The 11,791-nt window shown below is 42.9% G+C and carries 13 protein-coding genes; 11 read left to right on the plus strand and 2 right to left on the minus strand.

Annotated features, from left to right (window positions below):
* The first annotated feature begins 139 nt into the window (after window positions 1–139).
* Window positions 140–2,332 carry a glutamine synthetase III family protein gene (locus tag WG943_RS09520; protein WP_340408496.1) on the plus strand — a complete coding sequence of 731 codons (2,193 nt, stop codon included), beginning with the start codon at window positions 140–142 and terminating at the stop codon, window positions 2,330–2,332.
* 137 nt (window positions 2,333–2,469) lie between these two features.
* Here WG943_RS09520 and WG943_RS09525 read toward each other — a convergent pair whose 3' ends face one another.
* The gene (locus WG943_RS09525; RefSeq protein WP_340408498.1) at window positions 2,470–3,156 is read right to left on the minus strand and encodes an MCP four helix bundle domain-containing protein; all 687 of its coding nucleotides are present in this window, start codon (window positions 3,154–3,156) and stop codon (window positions 2,470–2,472) included.
* Window positions 3,157–3,354: 198 nt separating this feature from the next.
* On the opposite strand from WG943_RS09525, the gene WG943_RS09530 reads away from it, so the two are divergent.
* From WG943_RS09530 to WG943_RS09560, 7 genes are all read left to right on the plus strand, one after another.
* Window positions 3,355–4,077, plus strand: coding sequence for a peptidase-C39 like family protein (locus WG943_RS09530; protein WP_340408500.1), 723 nt, complete (start codon window positions 3,355–3,357; stop codon window positions 4,075–4,077).
* 3 nt (window positions 4,078–4,080) lie between these two features.
* Window positions 4,081–5,550, plus strand: coding sequence for a RimK family protein (locus tag WG943_RS09535; RefSeq protein WP_340408501.1), 1,470 nt, complete (start codon window positions 4,081–4,083; stop codon window positions 5,548–5,550).
* The gene (locus WG943_RS09540; RefSeq protein WP_340408502.1) at window positions 5,543–6,799 is read left to right on the plus strand and encodes a carboxylate-amine ligase; all 1,257 of its coding nucleotides are present in this window, start codon (window positions 5,543–5,545) and stop codon (window positions 6,797–6,799) included. Before WG943_RS09535 ends, WG943_RS09540 begins: the two co-directional genes overlap by 8 nt.
* On the plus strand, window positions 6,793–7,521 hold the full coding sequence (locus WG943_RS09545; RefSeq protein WP_340408504.1) for an N-formylglutamate amidohydrolase: 729 nt from the start codon (window positions 6,793–6,795) through the stop codon (window positions 7,519–7,521). The genes WG943_RS09540 and WG943_RS09545 overlap by 7 nt, the downstream gene beginning before the upstream one ends.
* A gap of 122 nt (window positions 7,522–7,643) precedes the next feature.
* A complete protein-coding gene (locus WG943_RS09550; RefSeq protein ID WP_340408505.1) occupies window positions 7,644–8,252 on the plus strand; it encodes a YqaE/Pmp3 family membrane protein in 609 nt (202 codons plus the stop codon).
* A gap of 123 nt (window positions 8,253–8,375) precedes the next feature.
* Window positions 8,376–9,305 (plus strand): J domain-containing protein, encoded by a 930-nt coding sequence (locus WG943_RS09555; protein ID WP_340408507.1) that lies wholly within the window; start codon window positions 8,376–8,378, stop codon window positions 9,303–9,305.
* A gap of 48 nt (window positions 9,306–9,353) precedes the next feature.
* Entirely contained in the window at window positions 9,354–9,710 is a 357-nt protein-coding gene (locus tag WG943_RS09560; RefSeq protein WP_340408509.1) for a hypothetical protein, read from the plus strand.
* Here the strand turns inward: WG943_RS09560 and WG943_RS09565 are convergent.
* The gene (locus WG943_RS09565; protein ID WP_340408510.1) at window positions 9,697–10,443 is read right to left on the minus strand and encodes a pseudouridine synthase; all 747 of its coding nucleotides are present in this window, start codon (window positions 10,441–10,443) and stop codon (window positions 9,697–9,699) included. The genes WG943_RS09560 and WG943_RS09565 overlap by 14 nt on opposite strands.
* Window positions 10,444–10,583: 140 nt before the next feature.
* On the opposite strand from WG943_RS09565, the gene WG943_RS09570 reads away from it, so the two are divergent.
* The 3 genes from WG943_RS09570 to WG943_RS09580 all read left to right on the plus strand — a co-directional run bounded on the left by WG943_RS09570 (window position 10,584) and on the right by WG943_RS09580 (window position 11,745).
* Window positions 10,584–10,784, plus strand: coding sequence for a hypothetical protein (locus WG943_RS09570; RefSeq protein WP_340408511.1), 201 nt, complete (start codon window positions 10,584–10,586; stop codon window positions 10,782–10,784).
* 108 nt (window positions 10,785–10,892) lie between these two features.
* Entirely contained in the window at window positions 10,893–11,330 is a 438-nt protein-coding gene (locus WG943_RS09575) for a hypothetical protein (RefSeq protein WP_340408513.1), read from the plus strand.
* A gap of 121 nt (window positions 11,331–11,451) precedes the next feature.
* Window positions 11,452–11,745 carry an excinuclease ABC subunit C gene (locus tag WG943_RS09580; RefSeq protein ID WP_340408514.1) on the plus strand — a complete coding sequence of 98 codons (294 nt, stop codon included), beginning with the start codon at window positions 11,452–11,454 and terminating at the stop codon, window positions 11,743–11,745.
* Window positions 11,746–11,791 lie beyond the last annotated feature (46 nt).

Raw genomic sequence — 11,791 nt, forward strand, 5'->3', positions numbered from 1 at the left:
CCCATATAAATTAGAAGGGGGGTGGTTGTTTTTACTATAAATTTAATTGATACCCCTTAAAAAATAACACCCTATTTGCTTTCGGGTTAATAATTCTATTTATATTTGCTCTGAAAATTAAACCCAACCCATCAAACCCATGGCAATACTTCGTTTTAAGGCGCTTGAACTTGTTAGTCAGCGCAAACCAGGTGAGGTAATTCTCCCATCTCACAAAATCTCTGACTACTACGGTGAAAACGTATTTGGTTTTGATGCCATGCGTGCAACTATGTCATCTGAGTACTTTAAACGCTTGGTTCGTACTACAGAGGCAGGAGAGAAGGTTGACCGTAACCTGGCAGATGCTGTGGCAGCTGCCATGAAAACATGGGCCATGAGCAAGGGGGCAACACATTACACCCATTGGTTTCAGCCGCTAACAGGCGCTACAGCCGAAAAGCACGACTCTTTCTTTGACTTAACTTCTGATGGTGAGGCAATTGAAAGCTTTAAGGGCAACGCACTTGTACAGCAGGAGCCGGACGCATCATCATTTCCAAGCGGCGGTATCCGTAATACGTTTGAGGCACGTGGCTACAGCGCCTGGGATCCGTCTTCTCCTGCGTTCTTAATCGAAAACGCTGGTACTAAAACGCTTTGTATCCCAACTATTTTTGTTTCTTACACTGGTGAAGCTCTGGATTACAAAACTCCATTGTTAAAGTCGCTGAAGCTGTTGAACGATGCTTCGGTGCCGGTTTGCCAGTATTTTGATAAAGATGTTACCAAGGTAACCACAACGCTTGGTATTGAGCAGGAATACTTTCTGGTAGATAAAGCGCTTTACGAAGCCCGCCCTGACCTAATTGTCTCCGGAAGAACGCTTTTCGGGCACACGCCTGCTAAAGGCCAGCAGCTGGAAGACCACTACTTCGGAAGTATACCTAGCCGCGTACATGCCTTTATGGTTGATTTTGAGAAATCGGCCTGGAGACTGGGTATTCCCCTAAGAACACGCCATAACGAAGTTGCTCCTAACCAATTTGAGTGCGCGCCTACTTTCGAAGATGCCAACCTGGCTGTAGACCATAACCAGCTGTTAATGGATATTATGGATCGTGTAGCCGAGCGCCATAACTTTAAAGTGTTACTGCACGAGAAACCATTTAAAGGTGTAAACGGTAGTGGCAAACACAACAACTGGGCGCTTAGCACTAACACAGGCACCAACTTGCTTGCTCCAGGTAAAAAGCCAAAAGAGAACCTGCAATTCCTGACGTTCTTCATTAACACGATAAAGGCTGTATATAAGTATGATGATCTGCTTCGTGCTAGTATAGCTTCTGCCAGCAACGACCACCGTCTGGGTGCAAACGAGGCTCCTCCGGCAATTATGTCGGTATTTATCGGGCAGCAATTAACAGCTGTTCTGGATGAGTTTGAGCGTACCTCTAAAGTGCCTATCGAGAAGGGCGACAACATGTACCTGAAACTAGGTATCGACAGGATTCCGGAAGTATTGCGTGACAACACAGACCGCAACCGTACGTCACCGTTTGCTTTTACAGGTAATAAGTTTGAATTCCGTGCAGTGGGCTCATCTGCTAACTGCTCTTCTTCTATGACGGTACTAAATACCATCGTGGCAAACCAACTGCTGGAGTTCCGCAAAACAGTTGATGACCTGATCGAGAACCAGGGCGTAAAAAAAGAGGTAGCTATTATTCAGGTGCTACGGGAGTACGTGGCCGATTCGAAGCGTATACGTTTTGAAGGCAACGGTTACTCCAAAGAGTGGGAAGAAGAGGCAGAGCGCCGGGGCTTGTCTAATATTAAGTCTACTCCGCTTGCTCTGGATGTGTACGAGCGCGAAAATGTAGTGGAGCTATTCTCAAAGCATGGTATCCTTACTGCAGTAGAGTTAAAAGCACGCCACGAGATCCTTCTGGAAGACTATATCAAGAAAATCCAGATTGAATCCAGGGTTATGGGCGACCTTGCTGTTAACCACGTTATACCTACTGCAGTTGCTTACCAGAACAAACTTATCCAGAACATCCGCGGACTGAAAGACCTTGGCCTGGAAGATGAGTTCACGCAAACCACACTAGATGCTATCAAGAAAATGTCGCGCCATATCACTACCATTCAGAAAAGTGTGGATGCTATGATAGAAGCCCGTAAGGTAGCAAATAAGGTGGAAGATGTGCGTGAGCGTGCCATTATGTACCGCGAGCAGGTTTTTGGGTATTTTGATACAATCCGTTACAGCGTAGATAAATTGGAGCTAATGGTAGACGACGAAGACTGGCCATTGATCAAGTATCGCGAACTGATGTTCCGTCGCTAGTAGTTAGTTTATACTTCAAAATAAAAAAGGCACCTGTAATGGGTGCCTTTTTTATTTGCCCTTAAATCAATAATGATGACTTTAGTTCTTGCTAGTCACTTTTAAACTGGATTATTGTATAAAGTATAAACCACCGACTAATTCCAATGGAAGTTCTGCTGTTTAATCGAGTTTAGTTTTTTAGATGTCTGCAATAGCGTAGCAACAAGCAAGGCAATGATAACGGCCATTGCAATAACTAGTGTCGATAGGATTTTAATCGCATTCATCTGTCGCTCTGCCGAGTCCAGCAGATCATGGCCAACAGTTTCCTGCACTTTACTTAAGTCATGTAAGGGGTTTAGCAGTAACTGAAAAGTGGTATTGCCAGCTGTGGTAAACTTTTCACGTGCCTCTCGGGTGTTAAGGTCGCCGCTTTGCTTAAGTATAGCCTGTTGTACTTCAAGCAGGTCTTGGCGGGCAACTTTATAGTTTTGCAGGTCTTTATATTCCTCTTTTGTAAGATAAGTGGCCTCGAACTTTACAAGTATAGAATCTATTTCGTGTTGGTTCTGACTGATCTGGCTGGCCAGCTTTTCTTTTACGCCGGCCTCTGCAGCTAATATATGCTCTTCCAGTAACAGATGGTTTTCGTAACTACGCTCCACAATAGCCGAGATATCTAAAGCAGGTACCAACCTGTCTTCATAAACCGATTTGAACTGCCCACTGATCTGCTTCATGCTGTAGCTCATAAACCAATTTGCCAGAACTATCACCAGAAAGATAATACCAAGAGCCAGTGCAATCTTATCCCGTTGCCTTAAGTTTATGCTCCAATTCATATCTTGCTCCGTTTATAATAAACTTAAATCTAATAAATATTAAGAGATTAGCAAGTATAATACAAGCACAATTCGAGCACAATTCGAGCCACACTTTCATTCTAAGCCAACAATATCACTTAAAAGTGCCAAAACTAATAAGAGTAATCGCGTATAAAGGCACAACTTGTTGTAACTATACTAAACGCTTATTAATTAGTGATTCCGATTAAAATACACACGCAGCCCGACGACTCCACCTGTGGACCAACCAGCCTGCATGCCGTATACCGCTATTTCAAGGATCCAATTCCGCTGAGTGATGTCATCAAAGAAGTGCCTTACCTGGATGAGGGTGGTACGCTGGAAGTTTTACTAGCCTGCCATGCTTTAAAAAGAGGCTACAGAGCCAGCATTTATACATATAACCTACACATTTTCGATCCTACCTGGATTGGGCTAAGCAACGACGAGATTATCATCAAACTGGAGCAGCAACTCGAGTATAAAAAAGGCAGCAAGTTTCGCAGAGCCACCATGGCCTACATTGATTTCCTGAGGCTGGGGGGAGAGCTTAAAAGCCGCGACCTGACAAAATCTCTGCTAAACGAATACTTTGAACAGGGCATACCCTTACTTACCGGCCTTAGTGCCACTTATCTGTATAGAAGCTCTAGAGAGTTTGGTGATGAACATGGTAACTCAATTTATGATGATGTGCGTGGCTACCCAATGGGGCATTTTGTAGTATTATGCGGACTCGGCGAAGACATGAAAAGTATAGTAGTGGCAGATCCTTACCAGGAGAACCCATACTTTAAAGACAACTACTATGAGGTAAAAGCATCTCATCTAATTAACTCCATTATGCTGGGTATGGCCACGTTTGATGCAAATCTTCTGGCTATACAACCTGCCAATAAAGAACCCCTGCAAGTATAAAAAATGCGAAAAATTGTTGTTGTTGATTATCTCAAGGATTGGGATGCGGCGATAGAAGACATAGAGGTAATTGAAGCACAAAGCTATCTTACCGATACTAATTACACTGATATCCGGAATGCCCGGATTTTTAATCTTTGCAGGTCGTACAGGTACCAGAGCGCTGGCTACTATGTATCGTTGTTGGCAGAGGCCAGAGGCCACAAGCCAATACCCAGCGTAACTACCATGCAGGATTTAAAGAGCCCTACTATTGTAAGAGCCATAACAGTAGAGCTAAATGAGCTTATACAGAAAAGCCTGTCTAGCCTACGATCTAAAAGTTTTACTCTAAGTATATACTTTGGGCAAAACGTTGCAGCAAAGTATGAAAAGCTTTGCAAGCAACTTCACGATCATTTTCAGGCACCGTTGCTGCGTGCTCAGTTTATTTACAAGGATGAGTGGGTGCTGCAAAGTATATCGCAAATCCCGATAAACGAGGTACCCGATAGCCATCAAAGTTACCTTACACGTTTTGCGAAAGCATACTTTACCCGTCATCGCTTTTCAGGTGCGCGCATTACCCGCAAAACTTATGACCTGGCTATACTAGTAGACCCAGAGGAGCAGGAACCGCCTTCAGATAAGAAAGCTATACAGCAGTTTATGGATATGGCAGATACAATGGGCTTTTATGTAGAGCAGATAACAAAGGATGATTACAGGCGCCTGCCAGAGTTTGATGCGTTGTTTATTCGTGAAACAACATCTGTAAATCATCATACGTACAGATTTGCCCGTAAGGCCTTTGCAGACGGACTGGTAGTGATTGACGATCCGGTTTCGATACTCAGGTGTACGAACAAAGTATACCTGGCCGAGCTGCTTACGAAAGCCAAAGTACCCACTCCTAAAACTATGATTATCCATAAAGATAACCGAGAGGAGGTAGAGGCAGCTCTAGGATTGCCATGCGTGCTAAAAAAACCGGATAGTTCTTTTTCGCAGGGGGTGGTTAAAGCAAAGACAACAGAGTGCCTGCAGAAGAACCTGGATGAGATGCTTGCAGATTCTGAGTTGATCATCGGGCAGGAGTTTTTGCCAACAGACTTCGACTGGCGCATAGGCGTACTGGATAAGCAGCCGCTTTACGCCTGTAAGTACTACATGGCAAAAGGACACTGGCAAATCTATAATTGGGAAGGAAAGAAACAAGACACGTCCGGAGACGTAGAGACAGTTCCATTCGAGGATGTTCCGTTTGTTGTACTGCACACAGCCCTGAAAGCCGCCAATCTAATAGGTGATGGCCTTTATGGAGTTGATGTGAAAGAAATAGACGGAAAAGCTTACATAATAGAAGTAAATGACAACCCAAGCATTGAAGCTGGTTGCGAAGACAAAATTCTAAAAAAAGAACTTTATGCATCCATTATTAAGTCCATTAAGCGCCGCATCGACAATCATAAAAACATCAGGACCGATGAATAGGAATAAAACACCTTTACGTCTGTTCGAGGGCTTTGGTGTAGAGCTGGAGTACATGATTGTTGAGCGTGATACTCTTAAGGTAAAGCCAATCACAGACAAGCTTATTTATGATCAAGTTGGGGAGTATTTGTCTGATGTAGAGTTTGGTGATATTGCCTGGAGTAACGAACTGGTACTGCATGTAGTAGAGTTAAAAACCCAAGGCCCGGTAGCCAATTTAGCCGGCTTACAATGGAAAATGCTGGAGCATGTGCGCAAAATAAACCAAATGCTGCAAAAGTATGATGCTATGTTGCTGCCTACAGGTGCGCACCCGCTCATGAATCCGGATACCGACACTATGTTATGGCCGCACGAACATAACGCAGTATATGAGGCATATAATAAAATATTCGACTGCCGTGGCCATGGATGGGCTAACCTGCAAAGCACGCACCTGAACCTACCGTTTGCCGACGACGAAGAGTTTGAAAAACTACATGCGGCTATACGTGTGCTGCTGCCAATCATTCCGGCTTTAAGCGCCTCATCGCCTATACTTGACGGTAAGCTTACCGGTATTGATGATGCCAGGCTGGAAGTATACCGCCATAACCAGGATAGTGTTCCTCTTATTGCAGGCAAGGTAATCCCGGAGCAGGCATTCAGTAAAAAGGAGTACGAAGAAAAAATTCTGAATCGAATTTACGAGAGCATTAAACCCTACGATGAAGAAGGCGTGCTGCAGGATGAGTTCTTAAATTCGAGGGGAGCTATTGCACGCTTCCAACGCAGTGCCATCGAAATTAGATTACTGGACATACAAGAAAGCCCTGTTGCCGACATCGCCATTGTACAAGCTATAGTTGGAGTTTTACAGGCATTGGTGGCAGAGCGTTGGGCAAGTATTGAAGAACTGAAGTCGTGGCACGAAGACAGGCTTGCAGCCATACTTCAAACTGTAATTGCAAAAGGGCAGCAAGCTGTGATCACTGATCTGGAGTTTATAAACCTGTTCGGCTTTAAATGTGGTGAGAACTGTACCGTTGGCGAACTTTGGAAACATCTGTCTAAGGAAACCTTGCAACTAGACGATGAACCAGAGGTGGCCTATGCGCTGCATGTTATACTATCTAGAGGTAACCTGTCGCGCAGAATTGCAGAGGCTACTGGAGAAAACCCTACAAAAGAAAGTATAAAAGAAGTGTATAAAAACCTTGCTATTTGCCTTCAGAACGGAGGCGTGTTTCTACCCGAAAAACCATGTTAAAACTTTTGCTTACCTGTGAGCACGGAGGCAACCAGATCCCGGTTGCTTTTCAAAGCTTGTTTCAAGAACATCAGCAGGAACTTAAATCCCATGCGGGCTACGACATAGGTGCTCTTGACCTATTTAAGGAACTGGAGCCATTAGCCGATATCAGTTTTTATTCTGAAACATCGCGGCTTTTGGTAGAGTTAAACAGGTCGTTGCACCACAGAAAATTATTTTCAGACTACACCCGCAACCTTGCTGATGGCGACAAGAACTTTATTCTTAAAAACTACTATTACCCTTACAGGGATAAGGTGGAGCAGCTTGTGCAGGATTTTGTGATGGCAGGACGTAAGGTCTTGCATATTTCCATTCACTCTTTTACGCCTGTGCTTAACGGAGAAGAGCGGCAGACTGACATTGGCTTATTGTATGATCCTAAACGTAAAGGGGAGCAGCAGTTTTGTAAAGAATGGAGAGTGGCGATAGCTAAGCAAAAATCTGATCTAATAGTACGAAACAATTACCCATACCTAGGCATAGCAGACGGTTTTCCAACTTATCTGCGTAAGCGTTTTAAAGCGGATGAGTATTTAGGTGTTGAACTTGAAGTGAACCAGAAATTTCCGCAAGGTGACTCTGCTCAATGGGCTGCTTTTAAGAAAGTAATGAAAACATCTCTAGAAGAAGCCTTAATGTATAATAAACCTGATATAGAGCAGGGGCAAGTAGCCTGAAACGATAAAAAAGGGCATATTGTAAAACAATCTTTCTATATATGAAGTATTGTTCATAGTATAGCATGTGGTTCACGTGCATACAGTATTAATAACTATTTTTTACTTCAAATCCCGAAACTATGAAATTTAGAAGTTTACTAAATCTGGCATTTCTACTTATTGCAGGGCAGTTGTTTTTTGCCTGTAACTCTGCCAAATATTATGAGTTTGCCGGCCATAAGGCAGATGCATACAACACAATAAAAGCCAAACCTGCGCAGGCTGAACAGGATAAAGCACCTTCTTTATCAGAGATTGCACTGGAGGCTGCAGATGAAAAGGCAGAAAAAGCTGCTGCTGAGCCTGCATTGGAAGCTAATGTTGAAGTTGCGGCAGTTGTTACACCTAAAAAAACAGTAAAGGCAAATATTGTTAAAGAGGCTGCAACCGCTGAGGTTAAAACTGTAACCGAGGCAGAAGCGCTGGAAATGGCTAAGGAACGCATGGCCAACATGACAAAAGCCGAGAAAAAGGAACTGAAGAAAGAACTTAAAGAGGCAATCAGACAAGACAGGGGCGGTAGCAGAACCTCTATTGTGGAGATTGTACTGGCCGTTATACTACCTCCGCTTGCTGTGTTCCTGCACGATGGCATCGGCACCTCATTCTGGATTAATATCATCCTGACATTACTGTTCTTTATACCAGGTATTATACATGCCTTATTGGTTGTAACAGATTCGATCTAGCACATAAACGGTTAAAGAACAACAGAGAAGCACTACATTTTGTGGTGCTTTTTTGCTTTATGCAACTAATCAAAAGTGTAATAGTAAAAATAGCATACCTTACTATTCAAAATTTATCGCCACATGGAATATAAAGACTACTATAAGATTCTAGGCGTAGACAAAACTGCTTCGCAGGCAGACATCAAAAAAGCATATCGCGCTTTGGCAAAAAAGTATCACCCTGATAAAAATAAGGATGACAAGGCTGCAGAAAATAAGTTTAAAGATGTAAGCGAAGCCTATGAGGTACTTGGAGATAAAGATAAACGCACGCAATACGATCAGTTAGGTGCCAACTGGAGACAGTTTCAGCAGGGAGGAGGCCCACGCGGTGGGCAATACCAACAACATGGCGGCGGCTTTTCGCAGCAGGATATACATGATATGTTTGGAGGTGGAGGTAGAGGAGGGTTCTCTGACTTTTTTGAGCAGTTTTTTGGCGGTGGCGGAGGCTTTGGGCAAGCAACTAGTGGAAGAGGGCGTGCAAATAAAGGCCAAGATTATCAGGCCGAAATGGAAATTACATTAGAGGAAGCTTATACAGGTACATCCAGGTTGATTTCTACTGATACACAACAACTACGCATTACTACAAAGCCTGGAGTGGCAGATGGGCAAACTTTGCGAATTAAAGGCAAAGGTGCTACCGCTGCAGGAGGTGGCGAAAATGGAGATTTGTACATAAAGGTGCTTGTGAAGCCACATCCTAAGTTTGAGCGCAAAGGAGATGATTTGTACACAGATCTAAACCTGGATATATACACGGCCATACTTGGCGGCGAAACGCAGGTAAACACCATGTCAGGCAAGTTAAAGCTAAAGATTCCGGAGGGAACACAAAACGGTAAAACTTTGCGCTTGAGAGGTAAAGGTATGCCACACTACGGTAAGCCTGACCATTATGGGGATCTTTACGTAAAAATAAGTGTGATGCTGCCCGCAAAGCTGAGTACCGAAGAACGTGGCCTGATGGAAAAATTAAGGGATTTGTACCATTCAAAGGCTGTGTAAATGCTTTTAGCAGGTATAAACTAGTATATAATTTAATTCCAATAAGCCATGCTGATGACCATAGACAATACAACTGTAAATACTCCGCTAGAACAGTTCATTGATAGTTTAGCTGATCAGAAGCTTACTTACTATGCATCTGACCTGCTGGCCCTTACCGGTTGTAAAAGTATGGACGAATTAGGTATTGCCCTTAAAAGAGCCACAGAAGTATGTAATTGCATGCACATCCCTCTCCGCGAAAACTTTAAAGTCGTATTCAGGCCGCAAAATGGTGAGCTTCTGCAGGATTGGCGACTTTCTCCGATGGCATACATGCTTATGGTGCTTAACTCAGATGCCCAAAACGATTTGGTGGCCCATCTGCAGGTAGAAATGGTAAAGCGTGTGCTTAAACAGGATTAACAGGAACAGGTTGCGGTAGTACAATTTGTGTACTCAGTTTTTCCTCCCAGCCAAATTTATAACAAAGCCGCAGCATATTATCCGGCATTTGAGCCTTTATATTTACAGCCTCACCGGTAAAAGGATGAGTAAAATATAAGTTAGCGGCATGCAGTAATAGGTACGGACTTTCCAGCTCCTCCAGAAACATTTTGTTGTGGCGCCAGTCACCGTGTCTTTTATCACCTACTATATAATGGCGAATATGTGCAAAGTGTTTTCGGATTTGGTGCATACGGCCAGTTTCCGGGCTAATACTAACCAGGCTATAACGTGAAGTTCCGTATCTACCTACCGGAATAGGCAATTCTATAGTAGCCAGTCTTGTGTAGTGAGTTACGGCATCCTGAGGCGCCTTGTTCTTATGGTCTTTATCAGGCTTTATTGGGTTATCTATAGTTGCTCCTTCGGGAGTGTAGCCGCGTACAATGGCAAAGTACGTTTTATCTACCTGTTTCTCCTCAAATGCTTTAACAATGGGCGTAGTGGCCTCAGGAGTTTTAGCAAAAAGCAACACACCGGATGTTCCTCTGTCGAGGCGGTGAACCGGGTGCACACGATAACCCAACTGGTCTCGCAACAGTTGCAGTGCAAACTCTTTTTTCTCCTCTGCAATGCGGGTACGGTGCACTAGTAGTCCGTTTGGCTTGTTAATAGCCACGTAATGCGCATCTTCGTAAATCAGGTTCAGCAATGTTCCTAAAATTTAAATCGGTTGCGAAGTTAAAGCTTTATACCTGTATCAACCTATCTTTTAATTATAGATACTGCCTAACATAGACTACACAACGAACCACTTCTCGTATATTTGCTGATACATTAAAAGGCGCTGCCATGGCTATATCAGTAGATAACCTGCGAAAAGGAAAAAAATACCGGCTAACTAACTACGGAGAACAGTTTGAGTTTAGGGTAGTAGATATGCCCGAAGAAGAGACATACCTGCTTAAGGACCTGCATACACTGGAAGTATACTTTCTGCATGAGCTTGTAAAGTATGGCAAGGGCAGAGACTTTGATCTGGAGGAAATGTAATGTTATACTTTTTAAGTTTTTCTAAGTATAACATTATAAAGGATAACATTTTTGTATCTTAATTTTAATTATTAATATGATCGTGTTTCGTAGTAAAGTTATACTTTGATGTTTAGAATGGATGATAAAAGTAGTGCTAAAGAACTATTCAGAAGTGATTTTTTAACTATAACTGCTCAGCCAGATGGTGATTATTTATTAGCTGATTGGAGTGGCGTTTTAGATGCTACTAAAGCACGCATGGGTTGCACTACTGTTTTAGAGATTTTAAAGACAAACCCTCATTCTAAAATTCTAAACAACAACACTAGAGTAACAGGTCACTACCCGGGCGCTATCGACTGGGTAGGTACTGTATGGTTTCCGATGATGAGCTCACTTGGTGTTAAATGGTTTGCCTGGGTATACTCACCTGAATTTTATACTCAACTTGGTACCGACGAAGTTATAAGGTTAAGCTCGCAGGTTAAGATATGTACGTTTTATGATATAGAGGATGCAAAGCAGTGGCTAGCAACTTACTCTGTTAAAAATGCTTTAAAGTAACTTGAGACATACTATTTAGCTTAATTATTCATATAAAATTTTTAATAGGCTTTGTCGTTAACCTTACAGGCACGCATACAGTATATTAAACGTACTATTTAACTGTTTAAAGACCTAACCTATGCAAGAGAAACACCCGCATTACTTCGTGTATATATTTGGCGAACAGCCAGGTTCTGATGTACAGATCGGCATTGCCGATAATCTTCAGCAGCATGTGGATCAGGTAAGACTGAACGATGAAACAGTAAACAGCCACATACAAAGGCATAAATTAGTTTATTATGAACACTACGAACAGGAGGAGGTAGCATTAAACAGAGAGCGGCAGATTAAAAGCGGTGATAACAACAGCACTTATAGTCTTATTGCATCGATGAATCCTAACTGGCTCGATTTAAGCGACACATTATAACCATAAATAAAAATTTTAATGGGCAGGCGATGGATGGCTTCATCGC

This window comes from Pontibacter sp. H249, assembly GCF_037892465.1.
Lineage (GTDB): Bacteria > Bacteroidota > Bacteroidia > Cytophagales > Hymenobacteraceae > Pontibacter.

Bases quoted from the DNA above. Each gene is read 5' to 3' on its own strand.
- WG943_RS09555 (WP_340408507.1), top strand. From the start codon at position 8,376: ATGGAATATAAAGACTACTATAAGATTCTAGGCGTAGACAAAACTGCT.
- WG943_RS09545 (WP_340408504.1), top strand. From the start codon at position 6,793: ATGTTAAAACTTTTGCTTACCTGTGAGCACGGAGGCAACCAGATCCCG.
- WG943_RS09560 (WP_340408509.1), top strand. From the start codon at position 9,354: ATGCTGATGACCATAGACAATACAACTGTAAATACTCCGCTAGAACAG.
- WG943_RS09525 (WP_340408498.1), bottom strand. From the start codon at position 3,156: ATGAATTGGAGCATAAACTTAAGGCAACGGGATAAGATTGCACTGGCT.
- WG943_RS09575 (WP_340408513.1), top strand. From the start codon at position 10,893: ATGTTTAGAATGGATGATAAAAGTAGTGCTAAAGAACTATTCAGAAGT.
- WG943_RS09535 (WP_340408501.1), top strand. From the start codon at position 4,081: ATGCGAAAAATTGTTGTTGTTGATTATCTCAAGGATTGGGATGCGGCG.
- WG943_RS09580 (WP_340408514.1), top strand. From the start codon at position 11,452: ATGCAAGAGAAACACCCGCATTACTTCGTGTATATATTTGGCGAACAG.
- WG943_RS09520 (WP_340408496.1), top strand. From the start codon at position 140: ATGGCAATACTTCGTTTTAAGGCGCTTGAACTTGTTAGTCAGCGCAAA.
- WG943_RS09540 (WP_340408502.1), top strand. From the start codon at position 5,543: ATGAATAGGAATAAAACACCTTTACGTCTGTTCGAGGGCTTTGGTGTA.
- WG943_RS09550 (WP_340408505.1), top strand. From the start codon at position 7,644: ATGAAATTTAGAAGTTTACTAAATCTGGCATTTCTACTTATTGCAGGG.
- WG943_RS09570 (WP_340408511.1), top strand. From the start codon at position 10,584: ATGGCTATATCAGTAGATAACCTGCGAAAAGGAAAAAAATACCGGCTA.